Origin of the sequence: Clostridium sp. ZS2-4, from assembly GCF_026719745.1 — a bacterium.
GTDB lineage: Bacteria > Bacillota > Clostridia > Clostridiales > Clostridiaceae > Clostridium_H.
Map to the genome: position 1 here is coordinate 1 of NZ_JAPPRQ010000130.1, position 16,277 is coordinate 16,277.

16 protein-coding genes and 1 other RNA gene are annotated in these 16,277 nt (G+C 27.7%); 14 read left to right on the forward strand and 3 right to left on the reverse strand.

The window, feature by feature from the left end; translation table 11 throughout:
* The first annotated feature begins 411 nt into the window (after window positions 1–411).
* From OIO11_RS14765 to OIO11_RS14800, 8 genes are all read left to right on the forward strand, one after another.
* Window positions 412–579 carry a hypothetical protein gene (locus OIO11_RS14765; protein WP_268072208.1) on the forward strand — a complete coding sequence of 56 codons (168 nt, stop codon included), beginning with the start codon at window positions 412–414 and terminating at the stop codon, window positions 577–579.
* A gap of 112 nt (window positions 580–691) precedes the next feature.
* On the forward strand, window positions 692–1,261 hold the full coding sequence (locus OIO11_RS14770) for a hypothetical protein (RefSeq protein ID WP_268072209.1): 570 nt from the start codon (window positions 692–694) through the stop codon (window positions 1,259–1,261).
* Between the two features lie 354 nt (window positions 1,262–1,615).
* The gene (locus tag OIO11_RS14775; protein ID WP_268072245.1) at window positions 1,616–1,873 is read left to right on the forward strand and encodes an SdpI family protein; all 258 of its coding nucleotides are present in this window, start codon (window positions 1,616–1,618) and stop codon (window positions 1,871–1,873) included.
* Window positions 1,874–2,174: 301 nt separating this feature from the next.
* Complete coding sequence (locus OIO11_RS14780; protein WP_268072210.1) at window positions 2,175–2,573, forward strand: bacteriohemerythrin; 399 nt, start codon at window positions 2,175–2,177, stop codon at window positions 2,571–2,573.
* Window positions 2,574–2,634: 61 nt separating this feature from the next.
* Entirely contained in the window at window positions 2,635–3,099 is a 465-nt protein-coding gene (locus OIO11_RS14785; protein ID WP_268072211.1) for an NUDIX hydrolase, read from the forward strand.
* A gap of 92 nt (window positions 3,100–3,191) precedes the next feature.
* Window positions 3,192–4,025: a methyl-accepting chemotaxis protein gene (locus OIO11_RS14790; RefSeq protein WP_268072212.1), complete on the forward strand. Its 834-nt coding sequence runs from the start codon at window positions 3,192–3,194 to the stop codon at window positions 4,023–4,025.
* A gap of 42 nt (window positions 4,026–4,067) precedes the next feature.
* Complete coding sequence (locus tag OIO11_RS14795; RefSeq protein WP_268072213.1) at window positions 4,068–4,931, forward strand: MBL fold metallo-hydrolase; 864 nt, start codon at window positions 4,068–4,070, stop codon at window positions 4,929–4,931.
* A 155-nt stretch (window positions 4,932–5,086) separates the two neighbouring features.
* Window positions 5,087–6,268, forward strand: a complete 1,182-nt coding sequence (locus OIO11_RS14800; RefSeq protein WP_268072214.1) for an alanyl-tRNA editing protein — start codon at window positions 5,087–5,089, stop codon at window positions 6,266–6,268.
* Between the two features lie 350 nt (window positions 6,269–6,618).
* Here OIO11_RS14800 and OIO11_RS14805 read toward each other — a convergent pair whose 3' ends face one another.
* On the reverse strand, window positions 6,619–7,839 hold the full coding sequence (locus tag OIO11_RS14805; protein WP_268072215.1) for a DEAD/DEAH box helicase: 1,221 nt from the start codon (window positions 7,837–7,839) through the stop codon (window positions 6,619–6,621).
* Window positions 7,840–8,201: 362 nt separating this feature from the next.
* Here OIO11_RS14805 and OIO11_RS14810 point away from each other — a divergent pair, with 362 nt between their 5' ends.
* Window positions 8,202–9,275, forward strand: a complete 1,074-nt coding sequence (locus OIO11_RS14810) for a DUF2157 domain-containing protein (protein ID WP_268072216.1) — start codon at window positions 8,202–8,204, stop codon at window positions 9,273–9,275.
* Window positions 9,268–9,840 carry a GDYXXLXY domain-containing protein gene (locus OIO11_RS14815; protein WP_268072217.1) on the forward strand — a complete coding sequence of 191 codons (573 nt, stop codon included), beginning with the start codon at window positions 9,268–9,270 and terminating at the stop codon, window positions 9,838–9,840. The genes OIO11_RS14810 and OIO11_RS14815 overlap by 8 nt, the downstream gene beginning before the upstream one ends.
* A gap of 114 nt (window positions 9,841–9,954) precedes the next feature.
* Here OIO11_RS14815 and OIO11_RS14820 read toward each other — a convergent pair whose 3' ends face one another.
* Window positions 9,955–11,313, reverse strand: coding sequence for a YjiH family protein (locus OIO11_RS14820; protein WP_268072218.1), 1,359 nt, complete (start codon window positions 11,311–11,313; stop codon window positions 9,955–9,957).
* Window positions 11,314–11,524: 211 nt separating this feature from the next.
* Here OIO11_RS14820 and OIO11_RS14825 point away from each other — a divergent pair, with 211 nt between their 5' ends.
* Window positions 11,525–12,907 carry an MATE family efflux transporter gene (locus OIO11_RS14825; protein WP_268072219.1) on the forward strand — a complete coding sequence of 461 codons (1,383 nt, stop codon included), beginning with the start codon at window positions 11,525–11,527 and terminating at the stop codon, window positions 12,905–12,907.
* Window positions 12,908–12,998: 91 nt separating this feature from the next.
* Window positions 12,999–13,811, forward strand: coding sequence for a TrmB family transcriptional regulator (locus OIO11_RS14830; RefSeq protein ID WP_268072220.1), 813 nt, complete (start codon window positions 12,999–13,001; stop codon window positions 13,809–13,811).
* 142 nt (window positions 13,812–13,953) lie between these two features.
* On the opposite strand, the gene OIO11_RS14835 is transcribed toward OIO11_RS14830, so the two are convergent.
* Window positions 13,954–14,349, reverse strand: coding sequence for a hypothetical protein (locus tag OIO11_RS14835; RefSeq protein WP_268072221.1), 396 nt, complete (start codon window positions 14,347–14,349; stop codon window positions 13,954–13,956).
* 167 nt (window positions 14,350–14,516) lie between these two features.
* Here OIO11_RS14835 and ssrS point away from each other — a divergent pair.
* Window positions 14,517–14,701: non-coding RNA, 6S RNA (gene ssrS / locus OIO11_RS14840), on the forward strand.
* 286 nt (window positions 14,702–14,987) lie between these two features.
* Window positions 14,988–16,175 carry an O-antigen ligase family protein gene (locus OIO11_RS14845; RefSeq protein ID WP_268072222.1) on the forward strand — a complete coding sequence of 396 codons (1,188 nt, stop codon included), beginning with the start codon at window positions 14,988–14,990 and terminating at the stop codon, window positions 16,173–16,175.
* The last annotated feature ends 102 nt before the right edge of the window (window positions 16,176–16,277 follow it).

Below are 16,277 nucleotides of genomic sequence, written 5' to 3' on the forward strand. Positions count from 1 at the left end.
AATTTAGTATATTATTCCAGCAGGCTTCGCCTAAAAGATTGGAAGTCGAAGGAATATTATAGATAATAATAACAGGTAATTATGTACAAATATAAGTTTTATATTTGTACGAAACTTAGGTAATTAACATTTATTTAAAACAGAATCCCAAATAAGAATTTAATAGATATATAAAGTAAAAACTTTAAACTAGAAATAAAACCGTGGCTTATGAAAAATCTTAAAAAGTATGTAAATATAAGTGTTTAAAGTTTAAATATATTACTTTATGCATAAAAGCTCCTGCTGATGTGGGAGCTTTTAATTTGTAAAAACATACTTTAATGAAGTGTACAGGTTATATACTAAATTTATATATTTAGGTTTATTATAGTGTAATCAAATAAATAATAGAAAAAATAGGGGGATAATATGAAGAAATCGATTGAAGCATTAATAATTACCTTTATAGCAGGTACTATTGGGATTTATTTAGGTGCAGCTATAAATCTTGAAGGATATCTAGGAGTTATTTTATCAATAGCTACTATGGGTTATTTTATTATTTCAGCAATTGAAAACATGGACAATAAAAAATAATGAATAGTGACATTTGTTTTAGGGTTAATATGGTATAATTACATATAAATTGTTATTAAATAATATAAAGACATTATGTCTTAATTACTTAAGAAATTTAGGGGGAAATTTTATGAGTGTATTTATAATAATACTTCGACTTATCTCTATTAAGTTATGCTATGATTTAGCAAAGAAAAACAATTATAATGTTACTTTATGGACTGTATTAGCTATTTTTATTGGATATTTAGCTCTTATTACATTGATTATAATAAATATAGTTAAAAAAAGAGGTACAAAAGGGGAGGTTACATTACTAATTATTTTTATAAGCATAAGTATAGGCTTAGTAATGTACTATAAACCTATACATGTTGAAAAAACATATTATGGTAATATGCTAGATGGACAAAAGATATTAAAGAAAAACATATATGTAAACATAAATGGTGAAATATATAAAGATATAAATGGGCATAAACAAATAAATGGTACTATGAAGTTATATGATAAAGAATATATATTAGATTATCTATTGGAAAAGGATAATAATTACAAATTGTTCTCTATAGATAAAGAAAGTAATGTAGAAGTAACCCAAGTTTATATATCTAAAGATTTCAAGTCTATAAATATAATTTTTGATGATTCGGATAAAGAGTATAGCGGGTATACAATAGCAGCTGTAAGCAAGGAATAAAATTATAGTTAAATATACGATATATGGGAATTACCCTCAAGACACTTATTTTTAAAAAGAAGTTTAGAGTGTATAGTTGCTATAGCTTAGTCTAGTTACTTAGTCTAGTTACTTAGTCTAGTTACTTAGTCTAGTTACTTAGTTTAGATTAATTGCTTTGCTGAGATGGAAAATACTTTTAAATAACCATATAAAAAGCTAATATTAAAAGAAACAGTTAAGACATAATAGCAAAATTATATGACATAACTGTAATTAAACAATAAGAAAAAGTATAAGTAATAAGGGGGGAGAGGCACGTGATTTCTCTAATAGTATCAATAGTTTTTATTGCATTCAAAAAGTATAAATGATATGTACGGCTGTAGAACACCTTTATCAATGAAAAATCAAGACACTTGGGATGTAGCACAAAAGCATAGTGGATTTAGTATGATGATACTTGGAGTTATTAATGGCATTTTTGGAAGTTGGTCAATTATTCAACCAATGGCTATTAATAAGGAAATAGTGCAGCTGTTATTTTTATTAATAGGTACTGCAGGTATGATATTTATAGAAGAAATACATTTAAGAAAACTATTTAATAAAGATGGTAGCAGAAAAAAATAGAATGAATTCATATAATAGTGTTGTCCTTTATTATCAAAATGCTCAACCTGATATGAATCATGTGACACATATGCAAACAGAGGAAAGAATATGGCTGAGTCTTTATTGAAAAAGTATATTGTATAGTGTAGAAATTAGTAAAGATTAATCTATTTATAGAGAAAAATATTAATTTACCTTTTTTAGTTTTCAAAATTAATGTTATTTTAAAAGATAAAAAAGGTAATTAATGATATGTATAGAATATTATATCATGGGAATAAAATATTAAGGTTTTTGCTTTAAAAGGAGGAAATATTAAATGATAAAGTGGAAAGAAGAGTATGTTATAGGTGTAGATAATATTGATGAACAGCATAAAAAGTTATTTGAAATAGCAAGTAGAGCTTATGCGCTTTTAAAAAATGAATTTTGTATTGATAAATATGATAAAATTGTGGAGATATTAGGTGAATTAAAAGAATATACGGTATATCATTTTAATTCAGAAGAAGAATATATGACAAGTATAGGTTATAAAAAGTTTTTATCTCATAAAGTAGAACATGATGAGTTTATAAAAAAAATTAATAACATTGATTTTAAGGGTATTGATGAAGATCAAGATAAATACCTATTACAAACATTAGACTTTGTAGTTAATTGGATTAGTGGTCATATTTTAGGAAGAGACAAATTCTATGTGAATAATGTAAAATAATTTAATATACATAAAAAAGTGCTAATTTCAGCACTTTTTTATATTAAGGAGGATACAAAGCTTGAAATTAGGAACTTTATGTTATATAGAAAAGGATAATAAAATTTTGCTGCTTCATCGTGTTAAGAAAAAAAATGATATTCATGAAGGCAAATGGATTGGAGTAGGAGGAAAAGTAGAACAAGGAGAGACACCAGAAGAATGTGTAATAAGAGAAGTTAAAGAAGAAACAGGACTAACTATTGAAAAGCCAGCATTAAGAGGCGTTATGACCTTTCCTAAATTTAAGGATGATGAGGATTGGTATGTATTTTTATTTGCCGCTTATGAGGCGGAAGGTGAGTTAATAGAATGCAGTGAAGGTAATCTTAAGTGGATAGAAAAGTCAAAGGTTTTGGATATGCCTACCTGGGAAGGCGATAAAATATTTGTTAAATGGATTTTAGAAAACAGAAACTTTTTTTCTGCAAAATTTATTTATGAAAATAGTGAATTGATTAATCATGATGTAGTATTTTATGGATAATAGTTGAAGATAGTACTAAATCGTTTACTTGACTTTACGATATATAAGTAATATATTCGAATTATATAAAATTATTGGAAAGGGTGGGATATATGATAGAAACTTTAGAACAAAATGAACTTATAAGGTCTTTTAATAATTTAATACCATATTTTCAATATTATTTTGAGGATGAAATAGCTTTTACTATTTCAAACACTGAGTATTTTTTAAGAGTTGTTGATAGTGAAACTATTAAGTCCGGAGTAACAGCAGGTGATATCCTTCCTGTAGGTTGTGCAGCTTATGAATGTCTAAAGGCTAAAAAACCTGTATCTATAATTGTACCCAAAGAGGTTTTTGGCATTTCTATAAAAGCAATGGGGGTTCCTGTTAAAGAAAATGGACAAATAGTAGGAACTATAGTTATAGCAAAAAGTTTAAAACGTAAAAAAGAAATGCTTACGTTAACTGAAAACCTATCTGATTCTTTGGAGCAAATAAATAAATCTCTTAATGAAATTAATAAAGGGGTACAAAATGTTTCAGCAGCTAATAGCTCAATACAGCAAAATGTAGACAAGACTTATGATGAAGCACAAAATACGGATGAAGTATTAAATTTTATTGAAAACATTGCAAAACAGACTAACTTATTAGGATTGAATGCAGCAATTGAGTCATCTAGAGCAGGAGAATTTGGCAAAGGTTTCAGTGTAGTTGCCAAAGAAATAAGAAAATTATCTGTATCTAGTAGTGAATCAATTAAGCAGATAAATGAAGTTCTAAAAAATATTCAAAATTCAGTAATGGAGATGTCAGACAAAATTAACAATTCAAACAATGTTTTTGAAGCACAGGTTTCATCTATTCAAGAAATAACAGCAGTTATAGAAAAATTAAATGAATCCGCATTGATACTTAAACAAATGACATCTGAAATTTAAGTGATATAGTTAATATAAAATTAGGCTGGGGAGATGTTACTTATGAAAATTACAACAGTAATAGAAAACTCTTTGGGAGATAATAAAGAATTTAAAAATGAACATGGATTATCTTTTTTTATAGAGACACCTAAATGTAATATTTTATTTGATACAGGTAAAACAGGAGACTTTATTGAAAATGCAAAAGATTTAGGGATTGATTTAAACAAAGTAGATTATTTAGTACTTAGTCATGCTCATTATGATCATTGTGGGGGAGTTACAAGATTTTTAGATACATTCAATGTTCGTCCAGAATTTTATGTAAGTGAAAAATTCTTTATAAATAGTGATAAATACCATTATTCAGATGGAAGTCAAAAATTAGATTTTACTTCTGATAGTACGGAATATAGATATATAGGAATAAATTTTGATGAAGCGTTTATAAAAGATAAAAAATTAAACGTTAACTATGTAGATAGTGATATGGTAAAGGTTGATGATAAAGTATATATCTTTACTAATTTTGAAAAAACTTATGATTTTGAAGCTTTAAATCCTAATATGAAAATTAAAAAAGAAGAAGAATACATAGTGGATCCTTTTGATGATGAAATAACTGTAGCTGTAGATACAGAAAAAGGACTCTTAATTTTACTTGGTTGCTCTCATCCTGGAATTTTAAATATAGTTGATACAATTGCTAAAAGAACAGGTAAGAAGATATATGGTATAATGGGAGGAACTCACCTTGTAGAAGCAGATGAGCAGCGTATAAATAAAACTATAGAACGTCTAAAGGAAATGAATATTGAGATTATAGGGGTATCTCATTGTACAGGAGAAAAAGCAGTTGAAATGTTCAAGGAAAAGTGTGATAATTTCTTTGTAAATTCTACTGGAAATGTTTTGGAAGTATAAGAAGTAGTTTTAATGTAAGCTGAAGAATAGATTTGATATAATAAAAAAAGCTTATCTATGAAAAAATATGTAATCATGTTTTTCAGCAGATAGGCTTTTTATAGTATACCAATGATAAATATAGATTCATAACAGTATTGAAAGGGGTTTTAGCTATGACAGAAAAGCTGTATTATTCAGATTCTTATTTAAAGGAATGTGAAGCAGAAATAGTAGATGTAATAAAAAAAGAGGAGAAGATATTTGTAGTTTTAGATAAAACTCCTTTTTATCCAGAAGGTGGAGGGCAGCCCTCAGATGCTGGAAATATAAATGGGATTAAGGTTATATATGTTTACGAAAAAGATAATATAATATATCATCAGGTAGAAAAAGAACTTAAGTGTGGAAAAGCAGTATGCAGTGTGGATTTTGAAAGAAGGTTTGATTTCATGCAGCAGCATTCTGGAGAGCATCTTTTATCAGGAGCTATACATAAGTTGTATAAAGGAAATAATAAAGGTTTCCATCTAGGAGAAGATTATGTAACTCTAGATATAGATATTTATCCTTTTACTGATAATATGGTACAGGAAATAGAAAGAGAAGTGAATAAGTACATATATATGAATGAACCTTTTACAACTTACATTGTAGATAAAAAGAACTTAGATAAGGTTCCTTTGAGAAAGAAGATAGCGGTAGATGAAGATATAAGAATAGTGGAAGCAAAAGATATGGATTGTTGTCCTTGCTGTGGAACTCATGTTTTAAGAACTGGAGAGATAGGTCTTATAAAAATACTTAAAGTAGAAAAATATAAGGGAATGAGCAGAATATACATAAAATGTGGAAAGAGAGCATATGAAGACTTTAAAGTTAAACATAATATAATAAGTACTTTAAGTAGACAATTTTCTACTGATGAAAATTGTCTACTTAAAAATGTAAATAAACAATCAGAAGAAATATTTAATTTAAAAAGATCATTAAATGATTTAAAGACTAAATTAGCTGAAGAAGAAGCTTTAAAATTAATAGAGTACTCAAATGAAAACTTTATCTTTAAAAGCTATGAGAATAAAAATTTTGAGGAAATTACATATATTAGAGAAGCTTTAAGTAAAAAGCCATATATAGTTATATTAACTTCATTAAAAGACAAAAAGATATTGTTTGCTAATAATACTAATATTAAATTAAGCTGTGGAAGGATTTTTAAAGAACATATTAAAAATTTTAATGGAAAAGGTGGAGGCAGTGATATAAAAGCCCAAGGTTCTTTCAACAATACAGAGGATTTAGAGGATTTTTATATGTTTTTACAGGAATGTTTAAATAAGACTTTTATAGGTTAATAAAAAAAGGGAAGTAAAGTAGGAGAGGTAGCAGTAAATAGCACCTCTCTTTTAATGATTATAGAAAAATCATTAAAAGAGAGTATTTAAGGTAAACAAAGTAAAATTTTTAGCTTAAAATGAGTTTTATTTACATAATAATTATTATGTAAATAAAACTCTAAATGTAAAGTTAAATCATACTCTTAAAATAATAACAATATATAATTTTTTAACATAACCAATATAACAATATTTAAAATTAAATTCTTATATAAAATTCTCCTTAGCAAGTTATTTTAATTTTTGCTAAGGAGAACAACTATTAGCTTTTAATGCAACGTTTTATTCTTATAGATTTAATATCAATATTATTTGAATTTTTTAAAGGCAGTTTTCTTATTTTTACTCGATGTTTTAGTAAAATTACTTTTCCTAGTCGGTTTACTTTTTCTTATGTTTGTAATAGCACCTTTATATACTGTCTTTGCTTCAATTTTTATATTAAAATCTTTTTCATATTTTTTAATTAATGATATCTCTTCTTTTGTAACTATCGAAATAGCAGTACCCAAATTTCCAGCTCTTCCAGTTCTGCCTGTTCTATGTAAGTATTCATTTGAATCTTCTGGTAAATCTAAATTAAATATATGAGTTACATCTTTTACATCTAGTCCTCTGGCAGCTAGATCTGAAGCTATTAAAAGTTGAATCTTTCCGTTTCTAAATCCATCTAAAGCTTTTTTGCGTTCTTCTTTTGATGCACTGCCATATATTCCATGTGCTTTAATGTGGTGATATTGAAGTTTTGATGTGGTTATTTCGATTTCATCACTCTTATTTATGAATACAATGGCTTTTTCAGGTTTTAGGCCAGCTACCAATTTTCTTAAAGTCTCAATTTTATCTCTTTGTTCTGCAGTAATATAATAATGAGTAATATCAGGATTAACTTGATTCTTCTCTTCAATCTTAATAATTTCTGTTTCTTTCATTAAACCTTTTGCTATATTAAGTGTTTTCTCATTTATAGTAGCTGAGAAGACCATTAATTGTCTGTCTCTCATTGTAGTTTTTATAACATCTTTTACTCCAGTTAAATTGTTTTGATCTAGAAGTCTATCACCTTCATCTATAACAATGGTTTTAACAGTATGTGGACGTATTTTTTTCATTTTTATAAGCTGAAGTACTCTTCCTGTTGAACCTACAATTATATGAGGCTTTTCTTTTAACTTCTCAATTTGTCTTTTTATATTAACTTCTCCTATCATCGTTGCAGAAGTTATAGGTATTCCAGAATTTTGAGATAAAAGTTTTATTTGGTTATCTATTTGCATAACTAATTCATGGGTTGGAGCCAATATAATAGCTTGCATTTCTTTTTTATTACTATCTATCTTTTGGAATATAGGAAGTAAATAGGCTAATGTTTTCCCACTTCCAGTTTCAGATTGTCCGATTATATCTTTATTTTCTAATGCCAAAGGTATTGCTTTTACTTGAATATCTGTAGGCTCATTGATACCTTCTTTTTTTAATCCTTCTATTAGATTTGAATTTAATTGTAATTCCTGAAATGAAATTGCCATAGTTATCTCCTTTATAATTTCTCTGATTTGTGAATAATTTGGAAGTATTTTTATACTAAAAACTTCTATAATTCTATACTTAGCATATCATTTTGTCAATTAGATTATTTAATACTAATATACATCCAGTTTTAAATTTATTTCAGCAATATGAACAAGAATATGGTATGTATATAAAATTATAACTATTCTAGATTATTATATTATTAGATTTTGACATAGCTTTTTGATATAATAAAGCAAAGAGTTGAATTTAAAGTGGGTTAATATAGTTATCTAAACACAATATGATACTAATATACATATAAGGCATCTGACTAAATAGGAGAGTGCTTTTTATTATATTTTAAGGGGGAAAGTGAATGAAGAAAAGATTAAGTAAATCAAATTATAAATTTCTTTTGAATGAATTAACCTATCAAAGAGATAATCATGTAATTACCCAAGAAAAATTTGAAGATATGATGAACTTATATGAAGAAGGAACAGGAATAAATTTTATAAGAGTATTGGTAACAATAGGAGCTATTTTAATAGGACTTGGGATTTTAAGTTTTGTGTCTAGTAATTGGATTTATATGAGTAAAGTCTCAAAAATTATTATCATTATATCCGTTATGGGAATATCTATGTTTACATCTTTTAAGCTTGAGTATACCTATGAAAAAACTTCAAAAGCTTTATTATATTTGAGTACACTAATATATGGTTCAGGAATATTTTTAATAGGGCAAATATTTAATTATGGTGGAGAATTTACCACTGCCTTTTTGTTATGGTCAGTAGGAGTAGTATTAATGGCATTAATATTAAAGGAAAAAATATTATTTATCTCTGCACACATATTGTTACTTGTATATATAAATGGAAGCTTTGGAGATAATGTACTAATGTATTCTTTAATACTTATTTGTACTTTCTATATTGGAAATAAGTCATTTCAAGATTCTAAGCATATAACTTTTCTTAACAATTTAGCAGCATTAGATTTCATTTTATATTTCTTAGACTATTTAAATTTCAAAAATATCTATATAGCTATGATATTTTTTCTAATAGGATTTGGAATGTATTATATCAAACATAATTTAAATATATATATTTTTAAATTGCAAGGACTTGTTTTAATAGGCATAAGCGGAATATCTTTAACCTTCAGATATATTTGGGAAGAGCTATCATTTGTAACTAATGGAAATTCAATAGCTATTATATTTGGTATAGCATTCTTAATATTTTTATTAAGTTTAGTTAGAAAAGGTCTTTTAATACCACTGGTATTTATTTGTGTTTTGATTTTGAGGTATTACTTTGATACTCTATATGATTTTATGCCTAAGTCTCTATTCTTTATTATTGGTGGACTCATTCTTCTTGGTTTTGGCTACTACTTTGAAAAACTTAGAAAAAACTATGGAGGTGAATTACATGAATAAAATAATTGAGAAAAGAAGCTCTAGATACTTAGCATCATTTCTTATATTGTTCTTGATTTTAGTTTCCATGACAATAGAACCTGTAACAACAAATATATTGGGGGAAGAAATATTTATTAAAACAAAACCTTATGACCCAAGAGACTTATTTAGAGGGGATTATGTGCAGCTTAATTACGAAATAAATGATATTAATTTAGAACAGCTGGATAATGAAGTATTAAAATATAAAGATAAAGAAGAAGAAGACAATTTTTTTGAAGATTTGAGAGGTAAAAAATTATACGTATCTTTAAAGAAAAACGGAGAAATTTATGTAGTTGATAAAGTAACATTAAAAAAACCTGAAGAAGGAATATTTCTTAAAGGAAAGTATGAATATCCTATTTGGGATAATACTGCTCAAGCTAAACTAATCGGAATCAGAGTTGATTATACGTTAGATAAATATTTTATACCTGAAAATACAGGTGAATCCTTAGAAGAAAAGGCACGAAATGGAGAGGTTTTTGCAAAAATCAAAGTTTATAAAGGATATTCTTTTTTACAGGAAGTTGTAGATTAAATAGGTTTGTGGGATTTAAGAATATTTGAAAGCAGATTATGAATTTAAAAATAAAATAGATAAATCACAAGAATGTATTTAAAAAACCTCTTCTGCTGATGCAGAAGAGGTTTTTTAAAATATTATATGAGCTATTAGTGTAATAATAGGCAGTGTAATCAGTGTACGCTGAATAAATATTATTACTAACTCCTTTAAAGAAACAGGTATCTTTGAACCTAACAGAAGTCCACCAACTTCAGACATGTAAATTAGCTGAGTAACAGAAGTACATGCTATTACAAATCGTGTCAATTCACTTTTGATTGTAGCCCCAATAACAGATGGAAGAAACATATCTGCAAATCCTACAATAAGTGTTTGTGAAGCTTCTCTTGCTTCAGGTATATGAAGAAGTTTTAATAAAGGTATAAAAGGTAATCCCATCAATTTAAATATAGGAGTATATTCAGCTAAAATAAGAGCAAGAGTTCCCATAGCCATAACTATTGGAGCTACCCCTAACCACATATCAAGTATATTTTTCATTCCTTGTTTTAAGAAATCTGTAAAGGTATAACTGTTACTTGCTTTTTCTATCGCTTTTGTTAATCCCCAGGTAAAAGGAGTATGGTTTTTAGGTATTACTTCTGAATCTTCTTTTTTAATATCGTTGAAATACGTATCAGGTTTTCGTGAAAGCGGTGGAATACGTGGAGTTATTATAGCTGCTGCTAATCCTGATAGAGTGACAGTTAAATAAAATGGAATGAAAAGATGTCCAAGATTTACTTGAGAAATAACTATAAGACTGAAGGTTATTGAAACGGCAGAGAAGGTTGTCCCGATGACAGCAGCTTCTCTTTTAGTATAGTAACCTTCTTCATATTGTTTGCTTGTAAGCATTACACCAATTGTTCCATCTCCAAGCCAGGATGCTATACAATCTATTGAAGAACGGCCAGGTAAAGAAAAAATAGGACGCATAATTTTTGTAAATATTGCACCAAAAAATTCCAACAACCCAAAATCTAATAGTAGAGGAAGTAACATACCTGCAAAAAGGAATACAGAAAATAAAATCGGAAGCAGATCATTTAACAAAAGACCGCCCGTCTTTTCTGACCATATCCATTCTGGACCTATCTTAAAGAATGTAAGAATAGCAAATACAGCTCCAAGAATTCTAGCAAAAACCCATAGTGGAGATACATTAAACAATGTACTTAAAAATTTATCATTAGAAAAAGTTTTAGGTTTTAATGTTTTAGCTGTCATTGTACCTACAAAAGTAATACATATAATAATTGTCATAATTCCTGGCAGCTTATTTGAAAGATGATTTTGTACAAATTTTGATAGTATTGCAATAGGAATAGTAATTTTTCCATTATATGAAATAGGAGTCATGAAAAATAAAATTCCCAACAATGATGGTATTATAAATTGAAATAAGTCCTTTGACGAATAGCTATTTTTTACTTGTTTTTCCATATTTATTCTCCTTTGTGTTATGAATGTTCATGCAGCAATATTCATTATAATGTATGAATATTAGTTTATCAAGAATATAATTGAAAGTCATAGTGAGTTATTTGTATTATTTTTCTAATAATGTATTTTTATTGACAAAAAGAGGAAAAAGCATATAATAATATTAGTAGTACATTATGTACTACTAATATTGACTAGAAGAGGGGATATTATGTTAAAACATAAAGGTGAGAAAGAAAAATATTTCAAAGCAATGTTAGCTCTAGCTATACCTATTTCAATTCAAAGTTTATTTCAAGCTTCTCTTAGCATGATTGATCAGATTATGATCGGGCAGTTGGGGGAAGATGTTGTTGCAGCTGTTGGACTTGGTTCAAGGTTTCCTTTTATTTTACTTATAACACTTTCAGCTATTGCCTCTGCTGCTTCCATTTTTGCAGCACAATTTTATGGACAAAAGAATATGGATGGTATTGCAAAAGCAATAGGTGGAACTGCTATATTTGGGATTATCATTACAATTATTTTTACAATCACTTCTTTAGCATTTCCACAGCATATATTAAGAATTTATACAAAAGATACACCAATAATTAAAATGGGAAGCGAATATTTAAAAATAGTTGCAATAGGATATATACCTATGCTGTTTATAGGCATATATTCTTCTGTACTAAGGAGTATTGAACGGGTAAAGATTCCAATGTACACAGGGTTATGTTCTATTTCTGTAAATACATTATTAAATTATATACTTATATTTGGTAAGTTTAATGCTCCTAGGATGGGGTTATGTGGTGCAGCATTGGCTACTACATTATCCAGATTCATTGAATTAGGTTTAATATTAGGCATTGTATATATAAAAAAATATCCAATAGCATTCGGAGTTAACAAACTATTTAATATATCTTCAGATTTCATGAGGAAATTATTTATGATAATGTGGCCTCTTGTTATAAATGAATTTTTATGGGCACTAGGAGAAACATTATATTCTGCTATATATGGAAGAATAGGAACTGTACAGGTAGCGGCTATGACATTGACTTATCCCGTCCAAAGTTTAAGTATAGGATTATTTTCTGGAGTAAGTGGAGCAGCTGCTATAATGATAGGTAATAGTCTTGGACAAAAGGATAATGATACAGCTTTTAACTATTCAAAAGAATATATAAAATTGGGAATTATAGGGTCAGTAGTTCTTGGAGTATTGATGATAGTATTTTCAGGAGCATATACTTCAATTTATAATGTTTCTCCAGAGTCAAAGCAGTATACAGTAAAGCTTTTAATTGTTTTTAGTTCAGTTTTATGGATTAAGGTTTCAAATATGATAATAGGTGGTGCCATATTAAGAAGTGGAGGTGAAACCAAATATACCCTTGTTCTTGATATGATAGGTACTTGGGGCATTGGAATTCCTATGGGCCTCATATCTGCATTTGTTTTTAAATTACCTGTTTACTGGGTTTACTTCCTAATTTCAATGGAAGAATTGGTAAGATTGCTTATAGGATTAAAGTTAGTTTACTCTAAAAAATGGATTAAAAATATACAAAATGTAAGTGCTTCAAATGCAATAGAAGTGTAATTTATGTATAAATGGTATATTGCTGAATTTTAGAAGTTAATATAATATTAAATTAGCTTAATATTTACAAATATATTTGGAGTTAAAGAATATGAAATTGGTGGAGAGGAGCATTTATATAGAAATGGACGATATTTTAGACTTATTTGAAAAACTAAATTTTTCAAGAACAGAAGCTTCAGTTTATGTTAATGTTTTAAAAAATCCTAAATCAAGTGGCTATCAAATAGCAAAAAATCTCAATATGTCCAGATCATCTGTGTATGCTGCTTTAGATAATCTTTATAAAAAAGGGTGTGTATTTGTTCTACCTGGAGATACCCAAATCTATAAAGCAGAAAATCCAAAGACATTAATAAACAATATGAAAGATGATTTTATAAGAACTACTGATACTCTTGAAAAAAAATTGGATGAAATTAAGAATAATGATTTAGAAGAAAGATTTTTGAATATTGAAGGATATGACAATATTATTGCTAAAGCAAAAGAACTTCTTTTGACTGCTGAAAAAGAGGTATATATAAATACTGATTTTGATATACAGATATTTAGGAATGAGATGAGTGAGCTAACAAAAAGGGGAGTAAGAATAATTATATTCTCATTTTCAAAGCTCAATGACGAAGGTCTTACTTTAGAAGTTTACAATCATTGTGATAAAAGATGTTATGGAAAGCAGACAAGAATAATGCTAGTTGTTGATTGTCAGAAGACACTTATTGCAGATAGCGGAAGGCATAGAGAGAAATTCTTGGGAACCTTTACTGAAAACACTCTCTTGGCATCCATTATATCTGAACATATACATCATGATATTTACTTTTTAAAATTGAAAAAGAAATATCAAAAGGATATAGTTGAAAAAGATATAATGATAAATACACTCTTGGAAAATAGATAATAAATGTTATTATGTAGGTTGTTTTTTAAAAGGCAAGAAATATGAACCCCAATTATCTAAAGATTATGGGGTTCATAAATAATTTCAAGTTGAATTAGCCTACATTTAGATTAATCATTAAATGATAACTAATATCAAGAAGTTAATAACATATGAAGCTTTCAATTTTTCTTAGGTCTATTCCAAAATAAACCCAGTAAAATCCGTTCCATCTCCAGCCAGCAGCGGATTCTTTTCCTACATAAGTAAGCCATGCCCAGAATGATCTACCATTTCTTAACCAAATATATACATACCTATATTTACAAGGTCTAATTGCACCAGGGTCAACAGCTTTAAGTTCTGCTTTAGTCTCTGTTTTTTTTGGCGTAACTGATGGTGGGGGACCCATCGGAGGACTATCCTGTTGTCCTCCAGCAGGTGGCTTTTGAAATGGAGGTGGCATAGGAGGACCTTGACGATAAAGAGAATAAAACGGACAGTAGAGACAATTAAAATTATTTAGATTGTCATACTCATCAAAACTTCGAAAATACACATTTATACACTCCTTATAAGAACTACATTTATATTATATGTTGGAGTGTTCTAAAAGGTTATTACAGTTATGCTTTTATAAAAATAACTATTGATTTTTTTATGTAATTTGATATAATAGTTCTTGGGTAAAGCTTTTCATAAGGAGTAATACTCATTAATAAGTTAATATGTCTGAAATATTTGTGGAGCTCTTATTTTGAACCTACATAACTTAAAAGGGAGTTCAATATTTAGATGCAGATTAGATCTATAAGACCAGTATAAGGCAAGAACAGTGAAGCATCTGTGAGAATACCCACCTATCAGAGAGATAGGTGTCAAAATCAGAGCAACGGTATTTTGGATTTTAAATTAGTAAATATGGCTATAATGCTATTAAAGAGAGATAGAAATTTCTATCTCTCTTTTTTAGGTTTAATTTTATTAAATATTCAACTTTAAATTTGTATGGAATTTTAATTTTAAAAAGCTGCATGGATTAATTATCTACTTACAAAACAGTTAAATTCTGTTTTTTTTATATTTACTGAATGGTTTCAGGTATTATGGGCAAAAAATAATAGTATTGGAAAAAACGAAAATTTTATTTAATAAATATACATCCATTCAAATAGAAAATAACAGGAGGCAATATATATGGACGTGTTAAGTATTTTTCTCATAGTATTTTCACCGTATTTAGCAATATTACCTATGGCAATTATCGGATTTAATATAATTATTAAGAATAATTGTATTTTATTAAGAAATATTTGGAATATAGGATTACTATTTCTTTTTGTATGGTCTTTTTTTGTGGGAATCATAAATGTAGATATAGTTTCCACATTAGCCTCCTTTGTCATATTATTTTATTTCTTTGTTTGCATATATTTACAAAATCACTATAATACCGTGGAACAAATAGAAAAGCTTTTTAAAAATATTATGTTAATTTCTATTGGATCTGGTTTTATCGGAATTATTGAGGGGATTACAGAAATACATTACAATTTCAGCTGGTGGAAATATTTACTTGGAATTTATCCATTTCTTCCTTTTGAAGAAAAGTACCGAATTTCTGGAACTTTTGGTAATCCAAATGTAGCAGGAACTTGGTATGCAGCTATGGTTCTTATATGCTTTTATTTTTATCAAAATGCATCTAAAGTTAAGAAAGTATTCTATACATCGGTAGCTTTATTATTTATGACTGGTTTAATTATGACGGGATCACGTGGAGCAGTAATAGGATTATTGATAGGATTAATTACATATGCTTATTTTATAGAAGATAAAAAGAAAATGATATTTTTGATATTAATCTTGTTATCAGGTATAGCATTAATGTTAAATTTCCCACACTATTTTCCAAGAGGAAGAGGAATATTCATTTCAATCAAGGATCGAAGAATGATTTGGAAAAATTGTTTTAATATGTTTGAAATCAAACCCATAACTGGATGGGGACTAATGGGAATTTATTTTGCAAAAGGGGATGTATTTGATTATGTTAGAACAGTTCATGGACATAACATATGGATTACAATAGGAACTACTTTGGGGAGTGTTGGTCTTAGTGCATTCATATGTATGCAGTGTTATTTGTTTAATGAGACTAGGTTACTTAGACAACATCACTGTTCCTTAGTACATTTATTAGCTGGTTTAGAAGCTATAGTTTTAGCTCAAGGATTAGTAGATTTTACTATAATAAGTCCTCAGGGAGGTATAATATTTTTTGGGTGTTCTGCACTTATTAGTAGTCTTGCTTTTCAATACAGAAATATATCTGTTGATGAATATTTTTCAATACCTTTGTTACAAAGAATAAAGAATAAGTAATATGTTTATACCATATTTATTATTCACTTTAAGAGAATGGTTCAACTTACTATGTATAAATATAAATTGTATAAATACATATAGATTGATTAATATATGTTA

Excerpts from the sequence above, each read along its gene's own strand:
- OIO11_RS14765 (WP_268072208.1), top strand. The coding sequence starts at position 412 with ATGAAGAAATCGATTGAAGCATTAATAATTACCTTTATAGCAGGTACT.
- OIO11_RS14770 (WP_268072209.1), top strand. The coding sequence starts at position 692 with ATGAGTGTATTTATAATAATACTTCGACTTATCTCTATTAAGTTATGC.
- OIO11_RS14775 (WP_268072245.1), top strand. The coding sequence starts at position 1,616 with ATGTACGGCTGTAGAACACCTTTATCAATGAAAAATCAAGACACTTGG.
- OIO11_RS14780 (WP_268072210.1), top strand. The coding sequence starts at position 2,175 with ATGATAAAGTGGAAAGAAGAGTATGTTATAGGTGTAGATAATATTGAT.
- OIO11_RS14790 (WP_268072212.1), top strand. The coding sequence starts at position 3,192 with ATGATAGAAACTTTAGAACAAAATGAACTTATAAGGTCTTTTAATAAT.
- OIO11_RS14795 (WP_268072213.1), top strand. The coding sequence starts at position 4,068 with ATGAAAATTACAACAGTAATAGAAAACTCTTTGGGAGATAATAAAGAA.
- OIO11_RS14800 (WP_268072214.1), top strand. The coding sequence starts at position 5,087 with ATGACAGAAAAGCTGTATTATTCAGATTCTTATTTAAAGGAATGTGAA.
- OIO11_RS14805 (WP_268072215.1), bottom strand. The coding sequence starts at position 7,839 with ATGGCAATTTCATTTCAGGAATTACAATTAAATTCAAATCTAATAGAA.
- OIO11_RS14810 (WP_268072216.1), top strand. The coding sequence starts at position 8,202 with ATGAAGAAAAGATTAAGTAAATCAAATTATAAATTTCTTTTGAATGAA.
- OIO11_RS14815 (WP_268072217.1), top strand. The coding sequence starts at position 9,268 with ATGAATAAAATAATTGAGAAAAGAAGCTCTAGATACTTAGCATCATTT.
- OIO11_RS14820 (WP_268072218.1), bottom strand. The coding sequence starts at position 11,313 with ATGGAAAAACAAGTAAAAAATAGCTATTCGTCAAAGGACTTATTTCAA.
- OIO11_RS14825 (WP_268072219.1), top strand. The coding sequence starts at position 11,525 with ATGTTAAAACATAAAGGTGAGAAAGAAAAATATTTCAAAGCAATGTTA.
- OIO11_RS14830 (WP_268072220.1), top strand. The coding sequence starts at position 12,999 with ATGAAATTGGTGGAGAGGAGCATTTATATAGAAATGGACGATATTTTA.
- OIO11_RS14845 (WP_268072222.1), top strand. The coding sequence starts at position 14,988 with ATGGACGTGTTAAGTATTTTTCTCATAGTATTTTCACCGTATTTAGCA.